General features: G+C 38.2%; 21 protein-coding genes. 8 read left to right on the top strand and 13 right to left on the bottom strand.

Annotated elements, in window-relative coordinates; all coding sequences use genetic code 11:
- Positions 1-157: 157 nt before the first annotated feature.
- From Q4D72_RS08820 to Q4D72_RS08830, 3 genes are read right to left on the bottom strand one after another with little or no spacing between them, the layout of a single operon-like run.
- A complete protein-coding gene (locus Q4D72_RS08820; RefSeq protein ID WP_303077472.1) occupies positions 158-997 on the bottom strand; it encodes a prephenate dehydrogenase in 840 nt (279 codons plus the stop codon).
- A complete protein-coding gene (locus tag Q4D72_RS08825; RefSeq protein WP_303077473.1) occupies positions 994-1560 on the bottom strand; it encodes a cysteine hydrolase family protein in 567 nt (188 codons plus the stop codon). The genes Q4D72_RS08820 and Q4D72_RS08825 overlap by 4 nt, the downstream gene beginning before the upstream one ends.
- A 54-nt stretch (positions 1561-1614) precedes the next feature.
- Entirely contained in the window at positions 1615-2445 is an 831-nt protein-coding gene (locus tag Q4D72_RS08830; protein ID WP_303077474.1) for a prephenate dehydratase, read from the bottom strand.
- Between the two features lie 427 nt (positions 2446-2872).
- On the opposite strand from Q4D72_RS08830, the gene carA reads away from it, so the two are divergent.
- Positions 2873-3973, top strand: coding sequence for a glutamine-hydrolyzing carbamoyl-phosphate synthase small subunit (carA, locus tag Q4D72_RS08835; RefSeq protein ID WP_303077475.1), 1101 nt, complete (start codon positions 2873-2875; stop codon positions 3971-3973).
- A 183-nt stretch (positions 3974-4156) separates the two neighbouring features.
- On the top strand, positions 4157-5446 hold the full coding sequence (gene eno / locus Q4D72_RS08840; RefSeq protein ID WP_303077476.1) for a phosphopyruvate hydratase: 1290 nt from the start codon (positions 4157-4159) through the stop codon (positions 5444-5446).
- Positions 5447-5491: 45 nt separating this feature from the next.
- On the opposite strand, the gene Q4D72_RS08845 is transcribed toward eno, so the two are convergent.
- Genes Q4D72_RS08845 through Q4D72_RS08855 form a run of 3 tightly spaced genes read right to left on the bottom strand, consistent with a single transcriptional unit; the run spans position 5492 to position 7043 of the window.
- Complete coding sequence (locus Q4D72_RS08845; RefSeq protein WP_303077477.1) at positions 5492-5749, bottom strand: hypothetical protein; 258 nt, start codon at positions 5747-5749, stop codon at positions 5492-5494.
- Positions 5750-5761: 12 nt separating this feature from the next.
- Positions 5762-6538 carry a hypothetical protein gene (locus Q4D72_RS08850; protein WP_303077478.1) on the bottom strand — a complete coding sequence of 259 codons (777 nt, stop codon included), beginning with the start codon at positions 6536-6538 and terminating at the stop codon, positions 5762-5764.
- Positions 6525-7043 (bottom strand): RNA polymerase sigma factor, encoded by a 519-nt coding sequence (locus Q4D72_RS08855; RefSeq protein WP_303077479.1) that lies wholly within the window; start codon positions 7041-7043, stop codon positions 6525-6527. Before Q4D72_RS08855 ends, Q4D72_RS08850 begins: the two co-directional genes overlap by 14 nt.
- Before the next feature lie 156 nt (positions 7044-7199).
- On the opposite strand from Q4D72_RS08855, the gene cmk reads away from it, so the two are divergent.
- Together cmk and Q4D72_RS08865 are read left to right on the top strand one after the other, a co-directional pair.
- Complete coding sequence (cmk, locus tag Q4D72_RS08860) at positions 7200-7934, top strand: (d)CMP kinase (RefSeq protein WP_303077480.1); 735 nt, start codon at positions 7200-7202, stop codon at positions 7932-7934.
- Between the two features lie 14 nt (positions 7935-7948).
- The gene (locus Q4D72_RS08865; protein WP_303077481.1) at positions 7949-8608 is read left to right on the top strand and encodes an ABC transporter ATP-binding protein; all 660 of its coding nucleotides are present in this window, start codon (positions 7949-7951) and stop codon (positions 8606-8608) included.
- A 25-nt stretch (positions 8609-8633) separates the two neighbouring features.
- Here Q4D72_RS08865 and Q4D72_RS08870 read toward each other — a convergent pair whose 3' ends face one another.
- Entirely contained in the window at positions 8634-9308 is a 675-nt protein-coding gene (locus Q4D72_RS08870) for a hypothetical protein (protein ID WP_303077482.1), read from the bottom strand.
- 204 nt (positions 9309-9512) lie between these two features.
- On the opposite strand from Q4D72_RS08870, the gene Q4D72_RS08875 reads away from it, so the two are divergent.
- The gene (locus Q4D72_RS08875) at positions 9513-10307 is read left to right on the top strand and encodes a TIGR02757 family protein (protein ID WP_303077483.1); all 795 of its coding nucleotides are present in this window, start codon (positions 9513-9515) and stop codon (positions 10305-10307) included.
- Here Q4D72_RS08875 and Q4D72_RS08880 read toward each other — a convergent pair.
- Both Q4D72_RS08880 and ribD read right to left on the bottom strand, forming a co-directional pair.
- Positions 10287-10898: a YigZ family protein gene (locus Q4D72_RS08880; protein ID WP_303077484.1), complete on the bottom strand. Its 612-nt coding sequence runs from the start codon at positions 10896-10898 to the stop codon at positions 10287-10289. The genes Q4D72_RS08875 and Q4D72_RS08880 overlap by 21 nt on opposite strands.
- A gap of 15 nt (positions 10899-10913) precedes the next feature.
- Positions 10914-11960 (bottom strand): bifunctional diaminohydroxyphosphoribosylaminopyrimidine deaminase/5-amino-6-(5-phosphoribosylamino)uracil reductase RibD, encoded by a 1047-nt coding sequence (gene ribD, locus Q4D72_RS08885; RefSeq protein WP_303077485.1) that lies wholly within the window; start codon positions 11958-11960, stop codon positions 10914-10916.
- Between the two features lie 135 nt (positions 11961-12095).
- On the opposite strand from ribD, the gene Q4D72_RS08890 reads away from it, so the two are divergent.
- Entirely contained in the window at positions 12096-14096 is a 2001-nt protein-coding gene (locus Q4D72_RS08890; RefSeq protein WP_303077486.1) for a family 20 glycosylhydrolase, read from the top strand.
- Between the two features lie 69 nt (positions 14097-14165).
- Here the strand turns inward: Q4D72_RS08890 and Q4D72_RS08895 are convergent, their stop codons facing one another.
- The 3 genes from Q4D72_RS08895 to Q4D72_RS08905 all read right to left on the bottom strand — a co-directional run bounded on the left by Q4D72_RS08895 (position 14166) and on the right by Q4D72_RS08905 (position 18177).
- Positions 14166-15917 carry an ABC transporter ATP-binding protein gene (locus tag Q4D72_RS08895; protein ID WP_303077487.1) on the bottom strand — a complete coding sequence of 584 codons (1752 nt, stop codon included), beginning with the start codon at positions 15915-15917 and terminating at the stop codon, positions 14166-14168.
- Positions 15918-15978: 61 nt separating this feature from the next.
- Positions 15979-16986 carry a DNA polymerase III subunit delta gene (holA, locus tag Q4D72_RS08900; protein WP_303077488.1) on the bottom strand — a complete coding sequence of 336 codons (1008 nt, stop codon included), beginning with the start codon at positions 16984-16986 and terminating at the stop codon, positions 15979-15981.
- Positions 16987-17019: 33 nt separating this feature from the next.
- Complete coding sequence (locus Q4D72_RS08905; RefSeq protein ID WP_303077490.1) at positions 17020-18177, bottom strand: FtsX-like permease family protein; 1158 nt, start codon at positions 18175-18177, stop codon at positions 17020-17022.
- Here Q4D72_RS08905 and Q4D72_RS08910 point away from each other — a divergent pair.
- Positions 18134-19483 carry a DUF1343 domain-containing protein gene (locus Q4D72_RS08910; RefSeq protein ID WP_303077491.1) on the top strand — a complete coding sequence of 450 codons (1350 nt, stop codon included), beginning with the start codon at positions 18134-18136 and terminating at the stop codon, positions 19481-19483. The genes Q4D72_RS08905 and Q4D72_RS08910 overlap by 44 nt on opposite strands.
- Positions 19484-19523: 40 nt before the next feature.
- Here the strand turns inward: Q4D72_RS08910 and Q4D72_RS08915 are convergent, their stop codons facing one another.
- Positions 19524-22382: a DEAD/DEAH box helicase gene (locus Q4D72_RS08915; protein ID WP_303077492.1), complete on the bottom strand. Its 2859-nt coding sequence runs from the start codon at positions 22380-22382 to the stop codon at positions 19524-19526.
- 164 nt (positions 22383-22546) lie between these two features.
- On the opposite strand from Q4D72_RS08915, the gene Q4D72_RS08920 reads away from it, so the two are divergent.
- Positions 22547-22981: an Rrf2 family transcriptional regulator gene (locus tag Q4D72_RS08920; protein WP_303077493.1), complete on the top strand. Its 435-nt coding sequence runs from the start codon at positions 22547-22549 to the stop codon at positions 22979-22981.
- Positions 22982-23033: the final 52 nt, after the last annotated feature.

Here is a 23033-nt window from a genome sequence, read left to right on the forward strand (position 1 = left end):
TGCTTATTGTCAGCTTGGTAAACTATCCGATGGTTTAAGTGTGTGCTTATTGTCAGCTTGGTAAACTATCCGATGGTTTTATGGCTAATCTATGGTTTTGCTCCTGAAAATGGTGATTTTTTATAAACTGCGCTTTGATTGGCTCGTAAACATATTGTTATCCTTTAAGCACTTTACGGATATAATTAGCGTCTTTTATCGTTTTTTGCAATGCGTCTTTTTCTTGGTTGTAAATAATGGTGCGCATTTCCTGCAAGTTTTTGATGTACTCATCAAGAGCTTTAATCACATTATTCTTGTTTTCAAGAAAGATAGGGCACCACATATCGGCATCACTCTTGGCAAGGCGTACGGTTGATGCAAAACCGGTGCTTGCAAGGTCAAAGATATTTTGCTCATCCTTCTCTATCTCCAAGACGGTCTTCCCGAGCATAAATGAGCTTACGTGCGAGAGGTGCGACACGTAGGCTACGTGTCGGTCGTGGTCATCAGCCGGCATTGTTTTGAGTCGCATTTGTAGCGTATTTGCAATGTTTGTGGCTTTTTGCACCAAATCAGGATTTGTTTTGTCAGCTTCACAAAATACCATTACTTTATGGTCGAACAGATTGTAAATAGCTGCTTCGGGTCCGGAATGTTCCGTTCCTGCCATTGGGTGCGCTGCCAAAAAATGGGAGCGCTTCGGGTGGTTGGCTATGTGTCGGCAGATAGGTTCTTTAACCGAACCCATATCCATCACAAGGGTTTGTGTGCCTACATAATCCAAAACCCGTTGCAGCACTTGCGGAATGCTGTTTACGGGTATGGCGATGATGACAAGGTCGGCAGAAGCAATGTCCGTGTAGGAAGCTTCTCGTTCGATGATTCCCAGCTCGATGGCTTTTTGTATATGTGCGGGATTGGTGTCTATGCCCCAAAGGGTGTGTCCGCAACGTTTGCGTAGTTCCAAGGCTATGGAACCGCCGATAAGTCCTAATCCGATGATGATTGTATTCATAACATTTCAAAAATTTGGTTAGCTTGGCATACGGTAGCAAACTCGTTATGAAGGTTGGCTAAGGTTATCTCGTGTATTAGCTGTGAATCGTAGTGCTTGCCATCAACTCCCGTTAGGTCAAAGCAGGCACAGGCGTCAGCTGCAAGGTATACGCTATATCCGTAGTTAGCAGCCATTCGGGTAGTGGTCGATACGCAATGATTCGTGGTAATGCCGCCAATGACGAGAGTGTCTATCTGTTGCTTGTCAAGGGTGTCTTTCAGATTTGTACCGATGAAAGCGCTGTTTACCTCTTTGGTGATAACGATTTCATCGGGTAGGGGAGCGACTAGCTCATTAAAATCAAAGCCTGCATTAGTGTGATGCAGTTTTGATTGCGGATTTTTTGAGCTGTGCCGAATGTGAATGACAGGCAGTTGCAATTCGCGCCACTTTTTTAGTAGTTCACTGCAAATTTGCTCTGCGTTTTTGTTGTTTCGGTTACCACCCCAAAAGGCTTCATCAAGAAAACCTTTCTGTACGTCGATTAACAGAAGAGCGGGCTTTTTGCTTCGTAAATTCATAGAAACTTGCTTTTGATTGGATTGTTATTTATTAGAATGATTGTAAGCCTTAGCTTATTGTAGTAAAGAATTTTTGTAAACGCCGAGAACTTTAAAATCTTCTGCCATAATGGAAAGCAGTTTGTGTGCCTTCTCAAAATCGTTCGGGCTGTCAAAAACGATGTCCACAAAGAAGGCGTACTTCCACGGGGTATCAATCACCGGAAGCGATTGTATCTTAGTCATATTAATTTTACAGTCGCTAATCACGTTGAGTACGGCGGCGAGGCTTCCGCGCTTGTGGTGTACCTGAAATTTGATAGTCGCCTTATTGGCAGATTCCTGAACGATGGCTTTTTCTTGGGGCTGGACAATGACAAAGCGGGTAGAGTTGACCTTCATTGTCTGGATATTAGGTGCGATGATGGTAAGATTGTAGAGTTTCGAGGCACTCTCCGAAGCGATGGCTGCCACACCTTTTAATTGCTGATGGGCAATTCGTTTCGCAGCTGATGCCGTATCGGTATCTTCAACCAGCCTGATATGGGGGTGCTGTAAGAAAAATTGTTTGCACTGTAACAGCGCCATCGGGTGCGAATGAACCTCGCTGATGTCAGCCAACTGCTGATAGGGTAGTGCCATCAAATGCTGCTGTATGTCAATGTAATGCTCACCGATGATATGTAGGTTTAGTTGGTCAATAAGCGCGTAATTAGGCAAGATGGAGCCTGCTATGCTGTTCTCCAATGCCATAATGCCCAGATAGGTGTCGTTTGTGGTTACTGCCCGCGCTACGGCGTCAAAGGAGGTGTACTCTACAATTTCTACCCCCTTGCCAAAATATTCGTTGGCAACCTGATAATGAAATGACCCTTTAATCCCTTGAATTGCTACTTTTTGCTTCATACACGTACAAAAAAAGAAGTCTCGCATTACCGAGACTTCTTCACTTAATCTTTAAAAAATCTATTAATATGAAAACACAACACAAGTCCCGCCTCTTTATTGCTTAAAGAAGTAATAAAAAACGAAATATGTGCTCTTACCAAACATTCTAATGCTAAATTTTCGGGCAAAGGTAAATAAATAATTTTTAATAGCCAAATTTTTAGTGAAAAAATAATGATTTTAACCGTAAATATTGAATTTTTAATGTAAAATATTTGATTTATAACTAAATAATGAGGAGTATAAGAAATAATTGTTTGGTTTGTGAATTGTAAAACGGTTTGTGATTATTGTTGAAAAATATTTTTATGAATTATTTTGCTCTTTTCCGTGATTTTTTGTACTTTTGTCCGTTGGAATTAATAGCTAAAAAACGAAAATTTCAATGAAATATCAAGCAAAGAAAAAAGCGATTATTTTGCTCGCTGACGGCACGGCTTTCTACGGCAAAAGCGTTGGAAATGAAGGAACTGTTTTCGGGGAAGTCTGTTTCAATACGGGAATGACCGGCTATCAGGAAATTTTTACCGACCCTTCGTATTACGGGCAAATTATGGTAACTGCCAATGCTCACATCGGTAATTATGGGGTTAGCGATGCCGATACGGAGTCCGACGGCGTGAAAATCGCAGGGCTTGTTTGCCGAAATTTTAGCTATGATTACTCCCGCCCCGGTGCTTCGCAGTCACTTAAAGCGTTTTTTGACCGCACCCATTTGGTAGCCATTTGTGAGGTGGATACGCGTGCCTTGGTGGCTCACATTCGCGACAACGGTTCGATGAACGCCGTGATTTCCACCGAAACCGATGACTTAGAGTTACTTAAATCAAAACTAAAAGAAATTCCTGATATGAAAGGTTTGGAATTGGCATCAAAAGTGTCGGTTGCCGAGCCTTATTTTTTTGGAAACGAAAACGCAAAATACAAAGTCGCCGCACTTGATTTCGGAATTAAGAAAAACATTTTACGTAATATGGCAGCTCGCGATATGTACGTAAAAGTTTTTCCGTATAACACGCCTTTGGAAAAACTAAAATCTTGGAATCCTGATGGTTATTTTCTTTCCAACGGACCGGGCGACCCCGAACCGCTCACCGAAGTCATCGCCAAAGTAAAACAAATGATAGCCGAAGATTTACCGCTTTTCGGGATTTGCTTAGGGCATCAAATCATCGCTTTGGCAAACGACGTGCCGACCTATAAAATGTTAAACGGACACAGAGGAATCAATCATCCTGTGAAAAATCTCCTGACGGGGAAAGGCGAAATAACGTCTCAAAATCACGGATTTGCGGTGGACAGAAAGCAAGCCGAAGCCAATCCGAATGTGGAAATCACACACACGCATTTGAACGACGACACGGTAATGGGTATTCGCATCAAAGGTAAAAAATGTTTCAGCGTGCAATATCACCCCGAAGCAGGACCGGGACCTAACGATGCCACCTATCTGTTCGATCAGTTTGCAGAAATGATGAACAAATAACAAATAACTAACAATGAACAATTTACAATTTACAATGAGGGGATGAACAATGAACAAAATGGGAAAATGAACAATTTTATAAAGAACCATAAAAATTTCATTGTTAATTATTAATTGAAAAAATTGTTCACTGTTAATTGTTAGTTGAGAAAAAGAAATTTTAATTAATATAATAGAAAAAATATGAGTATTATTGTAAGCGTACACGCACGACAAATTTTGGATTCACGAGGAAATCCGACAGTAGAGGTTGATGTTTTAACTGAGAATGGTTACTTGGGAAGAGCTGCTGTTCCGTCAGGGGCTTCAACAGGTGAGTATGAGGCAGTTGAGCTTCGCGACGGCGGAAAAGATTATATGGGGAAAGGCGTTTTGAAAGCCGTTGCCAACGTAAATGAAATCATCGCCGAAGAAATCGTAGGAATGAGCGTTTTTGAGCAAAATCTTATTGACAAAACGATGATTGAGCTTGACGGAACGCCTAATAAATCAAAATTAGGAGCCAACGCTATTTTGGGAGTTTCATTGGCGGTTGCCAAAGCGGCTGCTGAGGAATTGGGCTTGCCTTTGTATCGTTACGTGGGCGGAGTAAGTGCTCACACCTTGCCTGTGCCGATGATGAACATCATCAATGGTGGGTCACACTCTGACGCTCCGATTGCATTCCAAGAGTTTATGATTATGCCTGTGAAAGCCAAAACGTTCTCGCAATCAATCCAAATGGGGGCGGAAGTTTTCCATAACTTGAAAAAAGTGTTGCACGACAGAGGGTTAAGCACCGCTGTGGGCGACGAAGGAGGTTTCGCACCTACTTTTGACGGAACGGAAGATGCATTGGATTCTATCAAAAAAGCGGTAGAAAACGCCGGGTACAAATGGGGTGAGGAAATCAAAATCGCTTTGGATTGTGCTTCATCAGAGTTCTATGCAGACGGAAAATACGACTACACCAAATTTGAAGGTGCCAAAGGAAAAGTACGTTCTCGCGAAGAGCAAGTGAATTATTTGGCAGAATTGACCGAAAAATATCCTATCATTTCTATCGAAGACGGAATGGATCAAAACGACTGGGAAGGCTGGAAAATGCTTACCGACAAAATCGGACATAAAGTGCAATTGGTTGGAGATGACCTATTTGTAACCAATGTTTCTATTTTGGAAAGAGGAATTGAGAAAGGCGTAGGAAACTCTATTTTGATTAAAGTAAACCAAATCGGAACGCTTTCTGAAACCATCGCAGCTGTTGAAATGGCTCACAGAGCGGGTTACACTTCGGTAATGTCGCACCGTTCAGGCGAAACTGAAGACAACACCATCGCTGACTTGGCTGTGGCTTTGAACACAGGACAAATCAAAACAGGTTCAGCTTCACGTTCTGACCGTATGGCGAAATACAACCAATTGATTCGCATCGAAGAAGCCTTAGGAAGCACCGCTTATTTCCCACAAGAAAAAGCATTTAATGTGAAATAATTTTCTGTAAAACAATAAAAAAGAGGCTTTTAAACAGCCTCTTTTTTATTTCACTTGAGTCACTTCTACGATTTTGTCATCAACAAAAAGTTTGCACTTCATTCGAATAAAGTAGGAAAAAATATTTGCTTTGATGCTTTTTTTCGTTTCTCCGTCAAAAAGATGTCCTGTTAATGAAGTGTTAAACAGATTGCATTGTTCGTCTTGAAGCTCATCATTAACGTACAGACGCTCTCCGTGAAACCAAGTGTTTTCAACGCGAATTTCGTTTCCTGCATACGTTGTTTTCCAAATACTTTTCATAATCAATATAGTTTAAAAATTATTATTAAACATTGCTCCTAAAAATCCCGCTATAAGACCTACAATAAATGCTGCCACAAAAAACATAAAAAGCCAAAAAAGTATGTGTAAAACCTTCCCTGACTTGCCAAATTTTTGAACAAAAGAAGGCTCTGTATTTTCAAAAAATGAAAAATATTTTTCCATTTTTATCGTAGCTCTATTGTATTGAAAATCATCGTGTTTGCTATTCATTTGATGGAGCAATTCCGAAATTTCCACAATGTATTTTCCGTACATCGTTTTCAGCCAAGTTTTTCCGTAGAAATAAATAAAAATGCTTACAAACAGCATCGAAATAAGTATTTTAACGATGTTTTTGATGTTTTGTTCCTCAAAAAAGAAAACGATATACCCCGAAAACATCAGGGGCACAAGGCACAAATAATACGATTTGTACAATTCGGAGTTCAGTACCAATTCGTATCGTAAATCCAGCAAATTGTGGTAAGTATCAAGGCTTTGCGTGTTGATTTTTTTGTAAAAAACACGAAATTTACTAAAATAATACGCCGTAATTGCAATGCCTAATCCGATGAGCATCAAGAAAATAGAGACTTGATACATTCCGTCCAAAAAGAATAAAAAAAGCAAAAGAAACGGAAAACATACAACCGTGAATTGATATTCTTTCTTCATATTGGCTCGGATTTTCTCCAAAGGCAAACGGATTTTTTGCTGTTTTTCGAGCGAGATTTCAGGTGTTTCGGTAATTTCGTCTTTCTTCCAAAGTTCTTTAAAATTTTCCATAGTTCTCTATATTTAGTTTTTTGACCAATTCGCTAAGTTTGTTTTTGGCACGGTTGAGTTTTACGCGTACATTCACTTCTGATAATCCCATTTGCTGGGCGATTTCCCTACCTGAATAATTTTCTAAATAATAGAAAATCAAGGCTTTGTCAATCGGATTCAACATATTAATGGCTTGGTACATTATTTTGATTTGATGTTCCTCGTCCGAGCTGTCTTCATCTTTAACGTTGATATTGTGTAAGTTATCATATCTTGAAATGAAATCTTTTTTCTTTTCCGATTTCAAAAAAACGATTGCCGTGTTGAGAGCCACGCGATACATCCACGTTGAAAATGCACTTTTGCCCTGAAAACTGGGATAAGCCTTCCAAAGTTGGTAGGTAATTTCCTGAAAAAGGTCTTTTTGGTCATCAACATCGTTCACGTACATTTTGGCAATCTTAAAAAGGATGCCTCTGTGCGTTTCGATGCGTTCCAAAAATTCTTTTTCCAGCGATTTCATTTCTTGTTTTTGGCTTGTTAGTAACTAATTTGAGGATTTGTTACATCAAAAATAATTTTTTTACAGCAATCTACAAAAAACACATTAAGTTTTGTTCAAATTTTCGTGTTACTTTTTTTAGAAGAATTGTTATCTTTGCAAAATAATCAATAAAAAATGCAGAAAATAATCATTGCCATTGACGGATTTTCTTCAACAGGAAAAAGTAGTACAGCCAAAAAAGTAGCCCAAGTGCTTGGATATGTGTACGTTGATACGGGAGCGATGTATCGAGCTGTAACCTATTTAGCTGTAAAAGAAGGGTTTATCGCTATCGCAGGTGTACAAAACAAAACGACCGGCAAATTTGAAAATACCATTCATATTCATCAAGAAGAACTTATCAAAAAGCTGAAAGACAGTGATTTATCTTTTGAAAACAATCCTGAATTGGGTTTTTCGGAAATGCACCTAAACGGAAAAAATATCGAACGGGAAATCCGCAGTATTGAAGTTGCCAATTTAGTGAGTGAAATTGCTAAAATACCCGAAGTTAGAACTTATTTAGTTGATTTACAACGAAAAATGAGTCAGGAAAAAGGGATTGTAATGGATGGTCGCGATATCGGTACGGTGGTTTTTCCTAGTGCTGAACTCAAAATTTTTATGACCGCTTCGGAGCAAATCCGAGCTGAACGCCGCTATAACGAACTGCAAAGCAAAGGCGAAAACGTATCTTTTGAAGAAGTTTTAAAAAATGTGCAACAGCGTGATTTTATGGATACTACACGAAAAGAATCACCCTTAAAAAAAGCCGTTGATGCCATTGAAATTGACAATTCACATCTGACTTTTGACCAGCAAGTGGACAAAATCATTGATTTGGCGAAAAAGAAAATCGAAAATTTGTAATCATTTCAATTATAATGATAAAAGCAAAAAACATACATAAAACCTACGGAGCGTTAGAGGTTTTAAAAGGGGTTGATATTCAAGTAAATAAAGGAGAAGTTGTTTCTATAGTAGGGGCTTCCGGAGCCGGAAAAACCACGCTACTTCATATTCTGGGTACGCTTGATACGGCAAATAATAACAAAGGTACTTCGTTGTTTATCAATGATATCGATGTGAAAAACTTATCGTCGAAAGCCTTGTCGAAATTTCGAAATGAACACATCGGATTTATTTTTCAGTTTCATCAGTTGTTGCCTGAATTTACGGCTTTGGAAAACATTTGCGTTCCGGCTTTCATAAAAGGAACGCCCAAAAAGGAAGCCGAAAAACGAGCCAAAGAATTGCTTTCATTTTTGAATTTATCGAATCGTTTTGACCACAAACCCAGTGCATTATCGGGTGGGGAACAACAACGCGTTTCGGTGGCTCGGGCGTTGATGAATTATCCTTCGGTGGTTTTTGCCGATGAACCCAGCGGAAATTTGGATTCGGAAAGTGCTGAAAATCTACATCAATTGTTTTTTGAATTGCGAAAAACATTTAATCAAACTTTCGTTATCGTAACCCATAACGAAGAACTCGCCAATATGGCAGACCGAAAATTAGTAATGGTTGATGGGAAAATAATATAAAAAAGAGGCTAATTGCCTCTTTTTCTTATAATTGATATTTGATTGATAAACCAACCAAAAAGCCAACTGACGATAAATTAAAATTCTCTGAATCAATAAGCATATTATTTAATCGCCAAGTCCTTGATACTGAGTGTTTATAATAAGCATCCGTGTTTACAGATAAACTCCATTTATTGTCCTTCCAAGAAGCAACCCTGAAATATAATTTTGTACCGAAAGTAAAATCAGCTTCATTGCCCGTAATTCGTAATGAAGTTGGCGTAACTCCTTGTTTTAGTGAATAATCCAAAAATATTTCAGCATCTTGCCCGCCAATGGAAGCGCAAGGTGAAAGTGTAAAAAAGTTTTTCTGAATAAGGTCATATAACACCCCAACCGAATACGACTCCGAACTTCCGTTGTAGTAATGTTTATTTTCGTTTTTAGCTGTTTTAAAGCTCGAAGTGTAAGTTTCAAGCAAAAGTCCCCAACGATTTCTTCTCAAAACCAACGTTGCTCCGCCTCGTGTAGAACCAAAAACGTTTAATTTTTCGGACAATACAGGAAAAGTATTGTCTGTTAATTTGCTGTCTATCTGTTTAATATCCGTTAAGTTTGTAATTCCAAAATTTGCCCCAAACTCCACAGAATAATTTCCGTTTTGTGCGTTTACCCAACCAAAAACAAGCGTAAACGTTAAAAATAATATTCTTTTCATACGATTTTCTAAAAATGCCTCCATTTTCAATGGTACAACGGCGTACCTTAAAGGGGTATCCAATTTCGGCGTTATGAATAGTAAGCTCCCTATTTTTGGTTTAAATTGCGGAGGCAAACATACCACCTTTTTTAACAAAAACAAATTTTTATCATTTTCTACAAAAATAAGTTTTATTTTTGCACTTAACTTTTTATAAAATAAATGAATACCAACGACTTAAAAAATTTTCTTGACGAAAAAGTAGGGCAATACAACCGCCCTGAATTTATCGAATCCGACCCGATTCAAATTCCGAAGCGATTTTCATCAAAAGAAGACATTGAAATTGCCGGTTTTTTGATTTCCGTCATTGCGTGGGGGCAACGTAAAACAATTATATCCAACGGGTTAAAACTAATGGGTTTATTCGGAAATGCACCTTATGATTTTGTGATGTCACACACTGAAAACGATTTGGAACGCCTCCAAAATTTTGTACATCGCACCTTTAATGGACAAGATTTGCAACAATTTGTTATAAGTTTAAAAAATATTTACAAACATCACAACGGATTAGAAAATGCGTTTATAAACGGCATCGAAAACGGAAATTTGCAACAAGCTATTTCAAATTTTAAACAGCTGTTTTTTAATGACTTAAAACATCAAAGAACCTTAAAACACCTGCCCGACCCGCGTAAAGGTTCGGTTGCCAAACGTTTTAATATGTTTTTGCGTTGGATGGTTCGATGTGATAATGCGGGTGTTGATTTCGGTATTTGGAAAGGGATTTCACCCTCGTTATTGTCCTGCCCGTTAGACGTTCATTCGGGAAATGTTGCCAGAAGTTTGGGGCTCATCACCCGACCCAAAAACGATGTGGAAGCCTTGGCAGAGCTTGATAATCACTTGCGGAAATTTGACCTGACCGATCCCGCCAAATACGATTTTGCTCTCTTCGGGATTGGGGTTTTTGATGATTTGGATTTGAAAAAATCACCCCTCATCGTCAAGTAATAAAACGCCGTAAACAGTTTGGAAAGTTGCCCGAACTTCTTCCCATTCACTTTGACGGACTTCAATGAACAAGATACAGTTTAATTCCATTTTTTGATTGATAATCTGTAAGTTATGTTCTTTGATGATTCGCATTACCTTGTTCATATCTTTGTAATCGAATGCGATGACGAGCGTTTGGGTAACGATTTTTTCCACAATTTCAGCTTCTTGCAAAGTGAGTTGTGCCGATGTTTTATAGGCCTGCACCAGTCCGCCAACGCCCAATTTGATGCCACCAAAATAACGCACCACGATAACCAAAACATCGGTGAGTTCAAACGACTGAATTTGTCCGTAAATAGGAATGCCCGCCGAGTTGTTGGGTTCACCATCGTCATTTGCCCGATAATACATTGATTTTCCGTGACCTAACTGCCAAGCATAACACCAATGCCGAGCCGAATAATGTTCTTTTTTAACGGCTTCAAGATGTTGTTTTATTTCCGCTTCGGTTTTCACGGGGAAAGCGTAGCCCAAAAATTTACTGCTTTTCTCCTTGAAAATGACCTCTTTAACCGGGTTTTCTATCGTTTTGAACGTATCTTCCATATACAATTTATAAAACTATAAGTTTTTGTAAATGAATAATTTATCGTTTTCAAATTCATTAATCGCTATCAGCGTTTTTTGTTGAAAATCAGGAGCTTGTCTTCCGCTTCCAAACGAGATATTTCCTTTGAAAATAAAGGCTTCGTCCCACAGATTTTCATTTATAAATTGCTGTAATACAGTGCTTCCGCCTTCCACTATAAGGCTTTGGATATTTTTTTCGTATAAAATAGTACAGATTTGTTGAGGCAGATTTTTCGAAAAGTTTATTTTCTGAACGGAAGTATTTGTAAATAACTGATTTTCTGTTTTTTCAGAAAGAAATAACGTAGGCTGTGTATCGTCCCAAACCGAAAAATTTCGTGGTGTTTTCAAATTTCGGTCGATAATCACCCGCAACGGATTTTTCCCGAACCAATCACGCGTGTTTAACTTCGGATTATCGTGTAAAACGGTGTTTGTTCCAACCAAAATTGCCTGTTCTTGGCTTCGCATTTTATGAACATATTGCTTTGAATATGAGTTTGTTATCCACTTTGGAGCAATTTCATTTTTGGTTTCGGGAGCGATAAAACCATCACGAGTTTCCGCCCATTTCAAAAAAATATAAGGACGTTTTTTTTGATGAAAGGTAAAAAAACGTTTGTTCAGTTTTTGGCACTCTTTTTCCAAAACACCTACAATTACCTCACAACCAGTATCTTTCAGTTTTTTGATTCCGTTGCCACACACTTTTGCAAAAGGGTCGGTTGTTCCGATGATTACTTTCGGGATTTTATGCTTGATAATCAAATCACTACACGGTGGTGTTTTCCCGAAATGGCTACACGGTTCTAAACTTACATAAATGGTACTTTTTGTGAGTAATTCTTTGTTTTTCACCGAATTAATAGCGTTTACCTCTGCGTGTGGTTCGCCTGCTTTTTTGTGCCAGCCTTCACCGATGATTTTTCCTTCACAAGTAATGACACTGCCCACCATCGGATTGGGGTATGTGTTTCCTAATCCATTGTAAGCCAATTGAATACATCGCTTCATCATTTCATTGTCAAAACTTGTCATTTGTAGTGATTTTTCCTGCAAATTTACGCCATTTCAACCGATTTCACAAATTTTCAAAAATATCAAATTAAAAGAAATAATGGTGGTTTTATCGGAAAATAAACCTATCTTTGTCCGTCAAATGTCTTTTATTTTATGAAACACGTTTTATTTTCTTTTTTACTGATTTTCACATCATTATCCTATGCAGGAATTGACCATTTGTTGCCCAAGCCGCAACACATTCAGCCTAACGGAGAAACTTTTTGCTTCAAAAAAGTGCGTTTGGAGACTTCGGTTTTGCAAGAACAATGGCGGCAATTTATTTCGGAAATGGGCGGAGAAATTTCTTCTTCGGCTAAGCAATCCATTGAAATAAAGTTAGTTAGTGACATTCCGCAAGCCGAACTAAACAAAGAAGAAGCCTATCGACTAATCGTTTCCAAACGAAAAATACAAATCGAAGCCGTAACCGAAAAAGGCGTTTATTGGGCAATGCAAACACTTCGGCAATTAAAATCGTCCAAAGGAAAAACCTACTTTGAGGGCTGTTCCATAGTGGATTATCCTGCGTTTCGCATTCGCGGATTTATGCAAGATGTGGGGCGTACGTTCATTTCGTTGGAAGAATTAAAGCAAGAAATCAAAATTCTTTCGCAATATAAAATTAATATTTTTCATTGGCATCTAACTGAAAATCAGGGTTGGCGATTGGAAAGCAAACGCTATCCGATTTTGAATGACCCGTCGAGTTACGAGCGAATGCACGCCAAATTTTACACCTTAGAGGAAGTGAAAGAATTGGTGGATTTTTGCAAGCAACACAACGTGATTTTGATTCCTGAAATTGATATGCCGGGGCATAGTTTGGCGTTTCAAAAGGCGTTTCAATGCGATATGCAAACCGAAAAAGGAATGTTGATTCTCAAAGAATTACTCGATGAAATGTTGCCGTATTTTGATGTTCCGTACTTTCATATCGGTACGGACGAGGTGGAATTTACCAACCCCGATTTTGTCCCTGAAATGGTGCGATTTGTTCGTGAAAGAGGCAAAAAAGTGATTTCGTGGAATCCCGGTTGGGACTACAAACCGGGCGAAATTGATATGACGCAGTTGTGGAGTTATCGCGGAAAGGCACAAAAAGGCATTCCCGCCATTGATTGTCGCTTGCATTACATCAATCATTTTGATGCGTTTGCCGATTTGGTGGCACTCTATAACAGTCGGATTTTGAACGTGGAAAAGGGCGACCACGACCACGCGGGAAGCATCGTAGCCATCTGGCACGACCGATTTATTCTCGATGAAAAAGAAATTATTATTCAGAATAATTTTTACCCGTCGATGTTGGCTCTGGCGGAACGTTCTTGGCTTGGCGGCGGAACGGAATATTTTGACGTAAAAGGAACGAATTTATTTTCGGAAAAAGACGAGAATTTCATTGCTTTTCACGATTTTGAGCGCCGAATGTTATGGCATAAAGAACGATATTTCAGCAGCTTACCTTTCGCATATGTGAAGCAAACGCACATCAAATGGCGAATTACGGAAGCGTTCCCCAATGACGGAAATTTGTCAAAAGTTTTTCCGCCCGAGCAAGGCAATTTTGCTGAAAATTATTCGTACAACGGAAAAAAATACGGCACGAAAGAAGCCATCGGGGCGGGTGTTTATTTGCGACACGTTTGGGGAAAAATTGTAAAAACGTTTTACGAAAATCCACAACCCAACCATACGGCGTATGCTTATACGTATGTGTATTCACCTAAAAAACAGACCGTTGGCTTGTGGGTTGCAACGCAAAATTACAGTCGTTCCGAAAAAGATTTACCGCCTCCGCAAGGAAAATGGGATTACAAAGAAAGTAAAATTTGGATTAACGGAACGGAAATTTTACCGCCTGTGTGGGCTTCTTCGCATAAAGAAAAATCGAATGAAATTCCGCTGACGAACGAGAATTTTGAAGTGCGTCCGCCAATTTCAGTAACTTTGCAAAAGGGCTGGAATGCGGTTTTGTTGAAACTTCCCGTTGGAAAATTTTCCACTTCTGAAGTTCGCCTTGTGAAGTGGCATTTCAATTTTGCTTTTGTATCGCTGGACGGCAAAAAAGACATTGAAGGATTGATTTTCAGTCCTGAACAGAAGAAGAGATAATAAAAAAGTCCGTTTTTCTTTTGAAAAACGGACTTTTTTAGTGCTGAAAATTATACGAAAAAGGAGGAATTATTGCGTTGCGAATTGTACTTCGTATAAATTTCGGTAGTAACCGCTTTCAAGTTGTAACAATTCATCGTGTGAGCCTGTTTCCACGATATTCCCTTTGTGCAGCACGATGATTTTATCTGCTTTTTTGATGGTCGTCAGCCGATGTGCGATGATGATAGCCGTACGCCCTTGTGTGATTTTATCGGTAGCTTCTTGAATCATTTTTTCAGATTGCGAATCGATAGAAGAGGTGGCTTCGTCAAGAATAAGTATTTGAGGTTTAATTACATAAGCTCTTAAAAAAGCGATGAGTTGGCGTTGTCCGGCAGAGAGCATCGTACCGCGTTCTTTTACATTATAATGGTATCCGTTGGGGAGTTTCATCAAAAAATCGTGTACGCCGATGCTTTTGGCGGCTTCGATAACTTCGGCTTCGGAAATCGACGGATTTTTTAGCGTGATGTTGTTCAATATACTATCGGCGAATAAAAAAACGTCTTGTAGAACAATGGCAATATGTTCGCGTAACGAATGTAGGGTCAGTTCTTTAATGTTTATATCGTCAATGTAAATGGCTCCGGATTGAATGTTGTAAAACCGATTTAACAGATTGATAATGGTTGATTTTCCGGCTCCGGTAGCCCCGACAATAGCAATGGTTTGCCCCTGCTTAACATCAAAACTGATTCCGTGCAAAATTTCTTCTCCTTTAACATATTCAAAATGAACATTTTCAAAACGAATGTTCCCTTTTACGTCAGTGAGTTTTTTGCTTCCTTCTTGTTCAAGTTCTTCATCGGTATTTAAAATGGTAAACACACGTTGTGAGGCGATTACGCCCATTTGCAGGGTGTTGAATTTATCGGCAATGTGCCTCAACGGACGGAAAAGCATCTGTGTGAGCTGAATGAACAAAAATATCGTTCCTAAATCAAAAGTATCCGAAGCTATGGCGTTAAATCCTCCAAACCAGACAATTAACGCAATGGTTATGGATACCGCCAAATCGCCCACCGGAAAGAAAATAGAGTTGTACCAAATGGTTCTGAGCCAGCCTTTTTTATGTTTTTCGTTAATTTCTTTGAATTTTTCAAATTCGTGTTTTTCTTGGGTGAAAAGTTGCACGATTTTGATGCCCGAGATGCGTTCTTGCACAAAGGCGTTCAGGTTTGCTACCTGTTTGCGCACCTCAATAAAAGCTGATTTCATCGATTTTTGAAACCAACGCGTCATATACAAAATCAGTGGCATCATTAGGTAACTAATGAGTGCTAATCGCCAGTCAATGAATATCATAACAATTGTAATGACAATCATTTTCAGTAAATCACTCATAATTTCAAACAAGCCTGAACTGAAAACCTCACCGATGCGTTCCATATCATTAACGGCACGCGTAACGAGCAAACCAACCGATGATTGGTCGTAATATTTCATTTTAAACCGAAGTAAGTGGGCGAAAAGTTGCTTACGAATATCCCTAATGACGGTCTGTCCCAGCCAGTTAGCTAAATACGCAAATGAAAATTGTATCAAAACTTCGGTGAGTAATAAGCCTAATAATAAGTAAGTTATCAAAACCAATCCGTCATAATTTTTCGGAATGATGTAATCATCAATGGCAGTTTTGATAAGATAAGGCTGTGCCGTTGAAAGTACCGATGCCAGCACCGAGAGTAACGCAACAACAAAAAAAGCAAAGCGATAAGGCTTTACAAAGCGATATAACTGCTTGAACGTTTGTTTGTTACTGTTTTTTGTTTCTGACATTTGTACTTGTTTGATTATGATGAAACGTTTCGATTTTTAAGGATAAGGAATTTATACGGAATTAATTTCGTAAAATATTGATAATTAAATCTTTTAATAGATTGGCTTGTGATGAATTTACCGCACCAACGCCTTTGCTTTTCACGTCAATATCACGAAGCCCCGCAATGATGGCACTGACTTTTTTCATCGGGTAATTTCGGGCGGCGGTGTGGTATTCTTTAACAAAAAATGGGTTGATTTTCAGTGCTGTTGCAACGTTTTTGTCGGAATGTTCCGAAAGCCCGTGATAAGTGAGTAACTGCTGAAAAAACGTGTAAAGCGTTCCAAGTGTTACCACAATGGGATTGTCTTTGGGGTTGTCGGCAAAATATTTGATGATTTGAACGGCTTTGAGTTCGTTTTTCTCACCGATTGCCTTCCGCAGTTCAAAATTGTTGAAATCCTTGCTGATACCGATATTTTTTTCAATAATTTCAGGAGAAATTTCAGTCCCTTTTGGTACGATAATGGTCAATTTTTCGATTTCGTTGTGAATTCGGCTTAAATCCGTTCCCAAAAATTCAACCAACATTTGCGTGGCTTTTGGGGTAATGACGAATTTTTTTTCTTTTAAAACACTCGGAATCCAATTAGTTACTTGGTTCTCGTACAGTTTTTTACTTTCAAAAAGCACGTTGTTTTTTGCCAGTGCTTTCACTAATTTTTTTCGTTTGTCAAGCGTTTTATATTTGTAACAGAGCACCAAAATAGTGGTAGGTGAGGGGTTTTCAACATACGGGGTTAAATCTTCAATTGCATTACCCAAATGTTGGGCTTCCTTGATGATAATTACTTGATACGGAGCCATCATCGGGAAGCGTTTGGCGTTGTTCACAATATCCGAAACCGAAACATCTTGCCCGTAAAGCACCATTTGATTGAAGCCTTTTTCGTCTTCCGAGAGAATGTTATTTTGGATGTAATCAGATATAACATCAATAAAATAAGGCTCTTCTCCCATTAAAAAATACACGGGGGCAATCTTACCGTTTTTGATGTCATTGATAATTTTTTCTACTTCATTCATAAAGCTCGCAAAAGTGCAAATATACAAAAAGAATTACGAAAATTTCATTGATTTGGTGGGTGATATTTTTGAAATTACGTAGGTTGGTAGTAATAAAATTAGTAAGCACAGCACTAACACGCAGAAATTCAGTGCGATAACCGACCAAAACCCAATGTGAATAGGCACTTCGGTAACGTAGTACGTATTGGGGTCTAACTTAACAAAACTGTATTTTTGCTGTAAATACAGTAGTAATAAACCCAGTAAATTACCCCAAAAAAGCCCCAGCGAAATGATATAAGCCGCGTTGTACAGGAAAATTTTTCGGATACTCATATCGGTAGCCCCCAAACTTTTTAGTGTGCCAATCATTGGTGTTTTTTCTAAAATAAGCACCAAAATGGCGGTAATCATATTAAATCCGCCAACGACAACCATTATCCCGATGATGAGATAAATGTTGAAATCAAACATTCCCAGCCACTCAAAAATAAACGGGAATTTTTGTACAATGGTTTGTGAATCAAGGTTTGACATCGTTTCCAGATATACCCTGTCACCAATTTCTTGAATTTTTTCAAAATTATTGGTGAAGAGTTCAAAATTCCCGACTTGGTCGCTTTTCCATTGATTAATACGCTGAATCTGACGTATGTCGGTAAAAATATAAGTAGCGTCAAACTCCTGAAAACCACTGTTGTAAATCCCTACGATTTTAAAGTTTCGTTGGTTGGGAATTTGTGAAGTTTCATCTTTCAGAAAAATGGCGTGACAGTTATCTCCTAATTTAAATTGTAAACGATTAGCAAAATATTCTGATATAAGTATCTCATTACTAATATCTTCACTTGTGAAATCAGGAATGCGCCCCTCTTTGATGAAGCCCTTCATTTGCCTCCAGTCATAATCCGCTCCAACTCCCTTGGCAAGAATGGCTTCATAACTGCTTTCCGTCCGTACGATACCTCCTTTTGTGGCAACGGCTTGAATGTGAGTTATTTCAGGGATTTCCGTGAATTTCGGATAAAAATCCTGCTCAATTGAAATGGGTTTTATTGAAACTTCCGAGGCGTTGTTGTCGTAGTTATATATTTGAATATGACCGTGAAAGGCAACGATTTTTTCACGTATTTTTTGTTGCAATCCGCCACCGGTGGCAATGGCAATGAGCATCATAACCATTCCCAAAGCGATGGCAGTAATCGCCATTTTGATAATTGGTGAAGAAATCGTATTTTTGTCCTCTTTTGAGAAAATGATACGTCGCGCTATGAAAAAATTAAAATTCAATCAAAAATTTGTTTTAAGAAAAGCCAAAAATACGATTTTTTTGGTATTTCTGATGCTTTCCTGTAAAAATAATGGGCAAAAAATAAATTCGGCTGCTTTTTCTTCTGCCGAAAAAAACGTACCGGAAATCATTTTGGCTGCCAACCGAATGGAAGTATATCTTTCTGATTTACAGAATAAAAAGGTCGGAATTGTAACCAACCAAACCGGTGTGGTTAAAGCCGAAAATCAAAGTTACGTGCATTTGGTGGACACGCTTCTCAAACGAAACATAAATGTGGTGAAGGTTTTCGCTCCCGAACACGGATTTCGAGGTGAAGCCGATGCCGGTGAAGTGGTTAAAGATGGCAAAGATACCAAAACGGGGCTTCCGATTGTGTCTCTTTACGGAAAAAATAAAAAACCTTCACAACAACAACTTGCTGATATTGATGTGGTTTTATTTGATTTACAAGATGTTGGAGTGCGATTTTACACCTATATTTCCACTTTACACTATGTGATGGAAGCCTGTGCCGAACAAAAAATTCCGCTTATTGTTCTTGACCGCCCCAACCCGAATGCGCATTACATCGATGGTCCTGTTTTGCAACCCGAATTCAAAAGTTTTGTGGGTATGCACCCCGTTCCGGTGGTTTACGGAATGACCATCGGGGAATACGCCAAAATGATTAATGGTGAAAAATGGCTTGAAAATCAGATTATTACTGATTTAAAAGTAGTTCCGCTTATGAATTATGACCACCAAACGCCGTATAGTTTACCCGTGAAACCTTCGCCCAATTTGCCTAACGATGTGTCTATCAACCTGTATCCGAGTATGTGTTTTTTTGAGGGCGTAAATGTGAGTGTAGGGCGCGGAACTTCCAAGCAATTTCAAGTTTATGGCTCTCCGTATTTTGAAAAAACCGAATTTAGTTTTACGCCCAAACCCAATGTGGGCGACAAAAATCCGAAATTCAACGGGAAAATTTGCTATGGCGAAGATTTGAGCGAACATCAACGACTTTCTGCACTGCATTTTTCGTGGCTCAAAAAAGCGGTGGAACAAACTAAAGCCGTGAAAACGTCATTTTTTAATGCAATGTTTAACAAATTGGCGGGCAACGCCACATTAAAAGAGCAAATTATTGCCGGAAAAAGTGATGAGCAAATTAGAAAAACGTGGCAAAATGATTTGGATAAATTTAAAAAAATACGCTCTAAATATTTGATTTATAAGTAAAATAAAATTCCTCATTTATGACAAATGAGGGATTTTTGTTTTAACTCAAAAAGTCGTCAATGTGTTCAATTATTTCGGCTACAAGTCTGTTTTCTTCCACGATGTTTTGTGAGAGTTCTTTTTTGGTTTGTTGCAATCGTATGATTTTTTCTTCGATGGTATTTTTTGAAACGAAACGAATTACATTGACTTTATTTTTCTGTCCCAATCGATGCGCTCGGGCGATGGCTTGTTTCTCTGAAAACGGATTCCACCACGGGTCGAGCAACAAAACGTGTGAGGCTTCGGTCAAGTTTAAACCAACCTCACCGGCTTTGAGTGAAATGAAGAAAAATAGTACGTTTTTGTTATTTTGAAACGATTCTACCTGTTTTTTTCGTTCACCGGAAGAAATTTCGCCCGTTAATTTGGCGTATTGAATCTTATTTTCTTGACACCAATGCTCAAAAATGGCTAAATGTGATATGAAACTACTAAAAATAAGCGCTTTTTGTGATGAATTACGAATAATTTCCATATAATTTATGATTTCTTCGTACTTTCCTGATGGAATTTCACTGTTTTTGTCCGCCAATTTCGGGTGATTGCTTATTTGTCGCAACCGTATAAGCACATTTAGGGCGTTGAATTGGATATGCTGAGTATCAATTCGTAATAATTCGTTTCGGGCTTTTGATTTTTCCTGTTCATACCATTTTTTCTGAGCATCCGAAAGTTCACAATAAACAATTTGTTCGGTTATTTCCGGCAAATCATCAAGTACTTGCTCTTTGGTTCGGCGCAACAAAAACGGACTGATGATGGTTTTTAGTTCTTCCAGTACCGTCGGGTCTTGTTTTTTTTCGATTCCGTGTTTAAAATATGAGCTGAAATGTGAAAAACTTCCCAAAACATTCGGATTGATAAACTGCATTTGTGACCATAAATCACTCAATGAATTTTCAATGGGCGTTCCGCTGAGCGATATTTTATGTTGTGCTTTTATGGCGTGAATTGCCTTAAAGGTTTGTGAATTTTTATTTTTAATACGCTGACTTTCATCTAAAATGATATATCGAAATTCGTATTTTTGAAAAATTTTTGCATCGCGCGTAACGATAGGATAACTTGTGAAAATCATATCGTAGTTTAACAATCGGTTGGCTTTGTTTTTTCGGTCATTTCCAACATATTGCAAGCATTTTAGTTGCGGGGCGAATCGTTTTGTTTCGTCATACCAATTGAAAACCAATGATGAAGGCAGAATCACCAGTGTTTTTAAAGGCTCTTTTTGCTTTTGCCCGATGTCAAACAAATTGGTAGGGTTTTCAATTTCTTTTTCAGGAAGCCTATCGTGTATATCAACCAATAACGCAATGGTTTGCAGTGTTTTACCAAGTCCCATATCGTCAGCTAAACAAGCGCCCAGCCCGTTGTAATGATGTTCCAACAACCACTTCACACCTTCAATTTGATAGGGTCGGAGGGTAGCTTTTAAATTCGCTGACGGAGTGTATTCTACATTGGTAATCAGTGTTTTATTCTGTAATTCGGGTAATTCATCAAGCAAGGCATAGTTATTTTTAGGTAATTGCCACTTTCCGTTGCGTATTTTTGTAAACTTCGCCAGCCTTCCGTAGCGGCTAAACCATTCTTGCGGAATTACGAATATTTTTTCATTCGGTAATATGTAAATAGGGTTATTTTCTTTGATATTTTGAATCAAATCTTTAAAAAAGAATTCACTTTCACCGTGTTTTACCTTTATTTGCAAGTCAAACCAATCATTTTCGGTTTGAGTTTTGTCAAAAATAAGCTCAGTTGGTAAAACTTCAACCGTTTTTTTGTTAATTTCAAGATGATTTAATAAAAATCCGTTTGTGAGTAAGGTTTCACGGTGTTGAATTATGTAAAAATAAGTCGTAAATGGATAAGAACCTTCCCGAAAAAACATTCCGTCTTCTTCGGTGAAGCCTAATTGAATCAAAAATTGATGTTTTTCCCTTTCCGATGCAATATCCCGCTTGTAGTTTTTAATGATAATCGAACCGCTTTCGGTCATTTCTAAAACGGAATGCGATGTTTTTCGCTGATTGCTAACAAAATGATAACCGTCATAATCAAATTCCAAGTAAATTTTATAACAATTCACGAAAAAATCATTCACCAAGCGCACTTTGGTAGTTAAAATTTGCTGTTTTTGCTGTATTTCAAATCCTTTGGCGGTTATTTCAACCTTTTTTAAAATGCCTTTCAAGAATTTGTTAAAATACTCACCGATGAGTTTCTTCGGAATAAAAACGTCATCTTTATCCAAAAAGGGTTTGATATTCAATGCTTTTATGTGGGCAATACGCAACAGCTCGCCATCAATCACCACCCACGATTTTTCATTGTTCAACAGCTCGATGTGATGTTGCGACGGCACTTTTTGAATGTCTCCGTCTTGCAGAAGCAAACAATACCGAATGCCTGTTTCAATTTTCTCAAAATTTAATAAAGGTTCGAGTGTTTTTGAAGTAATTGTAAGGTATTGCTTGCTGATTTCGTCTTTTGAACGATAATTTATAGTTGTTGACAAGCTGTTTTCGGTGATAATTGTGAGTAAATCGGCGGTTTTTTCTTCAATGAATGACTGAATTACGTGCTTTTGCTGTGTGTTTTTATAAATTAAGCTCAAAGTTGTGTCCTTTTTGATGAATTTCTTTATCAAAACAGATTTCTGTAAGCTGTTTACAAGTGTAAGTGCTTCACTTTCGGCTGTGGTTAAGGTAAAATCAGTAAGATTTTTTAAGATTTCATCGGTGGCTTTTTTAAAAAAGTAGTGGGCGTTTGCTCTGCGCTGGGTAAGATAAGCATTCGGCAGGAAAAGCCCGAAATCAGCGTCGAAGGTGAAATCAAAAAAAAGTGCGTAATTCATAACTCTTTGTTAATTAAAGTAATCTGTTTTGTTTTACATTCAAAAACGGACAAAAATACGATTAAAAATCTGTTTTATACATTAATTACGCTTGTTTATAAGAAAAAATATGGGTGTAAGCATTTTTTTTCATACCTTTGCAATTAATTTAGTAGTTTTTTGTTATGCTTTCCAATTCAAGTAAATATGCAGTCAATGCGGTTATTTATCTCGCCGTGCATTCATCAGAAAACAACAAGGTGAGTGCAAAAGAAATTGCCGAGAAGTTAAATATCCCACTGCCGTTTTTAGCTAAACTCTTGCAAACATTAGCTCGGAAACGCGCGATAAGCTCAGTGAAGGGGCCGGGTGGCGGTTTTTGGCTCACGGATAAAGAAAAACAAGCACCGCTAATGACAATCATTGAGTTGGTTGATGACACACAAACGTTTTCGACTTGTTCAATGAGTTTGAAAGGGTGTTCGGAAACAAAACCTTGTCCGGTACATTATGTGGTAAAACCTTTCAAAAATGAATTGAAAAGACAACTTGAAGAGAATAGTATTTCATTTTTTGCGGAAAAGATAAGCAGTGGTGAGGCTTTTCTCTTCATTACGTAATTAAATTAATGAATTTGTGTTTTTATTAAAAAACAAAGGTGTTTAAATGAAA

The sequence above is a fragment of the Capnocytophaga sp. genome (assembly GCF_030532915.1).
Classification (GTDB): Bacteria; Bacteroidota; Bacteroidia; order Flavobacteriales; family Flavobacteriaceae; genus Capnocytophaga.

Excerpts from the sequence above, each read along its gene's own strand:
- Q4D72_RS08895 (WP_303077487.1), bottom strand. The coding sequence starts at position 15,917 with ATGTCAGAAACAAAAAACAGTAACAAACAAACGTTCAAGCAGTTATAT.
- Q4D72_RS08890 (WP_303077486.1), top strand. The coding sequence starts at position 12,096 with ATGAAACACGTTTTATTTTCTTTTTTACTGATTTTCACATCATTATCC.
- Q4D72_RS08920 (WP_303077493.1), top strand. The coding sequence starts at position 22,547 with ATGCTTTCCAATTCAAGTAAATATGCAGTCAATGCGGTTATTTATCTC.
- Q4D72_RS08905 (WP_303077490.1), bottom strand. The coding sequence starts at position 18,177 with ATGGCGATTACTGCCATCGCTTTGGGAATGGTTATGATGCTCATTGCC.
- holA (WP_303077488.1), bottom strand. The coding sequence starts at position 16,986 with ATGAATGAAGTAGAAAAAATTATCAATGACATCAAAAACGGTAAGATT.
- carA (WP_303077475.1), top strand. The coding sequence starts at position 2,873 with ATGAAATATCAAGCAAAGAAAAAAGCGATTATTTTGCTCGCTGACGGC.
- Q4D72_RS08830 (WP_303077474.1), bottom strand. The coding sequence starts at position 2,445 with ATGAAGCAAAAAGTAGCAATTCAAGGGATTAAAGGGTCATTTCATTAT.
- eno (WP_303077476.1), top strand. The coding sequence starts at position 4,157 with ATGAGTATTATTGTAAGCGTACACGCACGACAAATTTTGGATTCACGA.
- Q4D72_RS08865 (WP_303077481.1), top strand. The coding sequence starts at position 7,949 with ATGATAAAAGCAAAAAACATACATAAAACCTACGGAGCGTTAGAGGTT.
- Q4D72_RS08850 (WP_303077478.1), bottom strand. The coding sequence starts at position 6,538 with ATGGAAAATTTTAAAGAACTTTGGAAGAAAGACGAAATTACCGAAACA.
- Q4D72_RS08855 (WP_303077479.1), bottom strand. The coding sequence starts at position 7,043 with ATGAAATCGCTGGAAAAAGAATTTTTGGAACGCATCGAAACGCACAGA.
- Q4D72_RS08870 (WP_303077482.1), bottom strand. The coding sequence starts at position 9,308 with ATGAAAAGAATATTATTTTTAACGTTTACGCTTGTTTTTGGTTGGGTA.
- cmk (WP_303077480.1), top strand. The coding sequence starts at position 7,200 with ATGCAGAAAATAATCATTGCCATTGACGGATTTTCTTCAACAGGAAAA.
- Q4D72_RS08910 (WP_303077491.1), top strand. The coding sequence starts at position 18,134 with ATGAGCATCATAACCATTCCCAAAGCGATGGCAGTAATCGCCATTTTG.
- ribD (WP_303077485.1), bottom strand. The coding sequence starts at position 11,960 with ATGACAAGTTTTGACAATGAAATGATGAAGCGATGTATTCAATTGGCT.
- Q4D72_RS08880 (WP_303077484.1), bottom strand. The coding sequence starts at position 10,898 with ATGGAAGATACGTTCAAAACGATAGAAAACCCGGTTAAAGAGGTCATT.
- Q4D72_RS08915 (WP_303077492.1), bottom strand. The coding sequence starts at position 22,382 with ATGAATTACGCACTTTTTTTTGATTTCACCTTCGACGCTGATTTCGGG.
- Q4D72_RS08820 (WP_303077472.1), bottom strand. The coding sequence starts at position 997 with ATGAATACAATCATCATCGGATTAGGACTTATCGGCGGTTCCATAGCC.
- Q4D72_RS08875 (WP_303077483.1), top strand. The coding sequence starts at position 9,513 with ATGAATACCAACGACTTAAAAAATTTTCTTGACGAAAAAGTAGGGCAA.
- Q4D72_RS08845 (WP_303077477.1), bottom strand. The coding sequence starts at position 5,749 with ATGAAAAGTATTTGGAAAACAACGTATGCAGGAAACGAAATTCGCGTT.
- Q4D72_RS08825 (WP_303077473.1), bottom strand. The coding sequence starts at position 1,560 with ATGAATTTACGAAGCAAAAAGCCCGCTCTTCTGTTAATCGACGTACAG.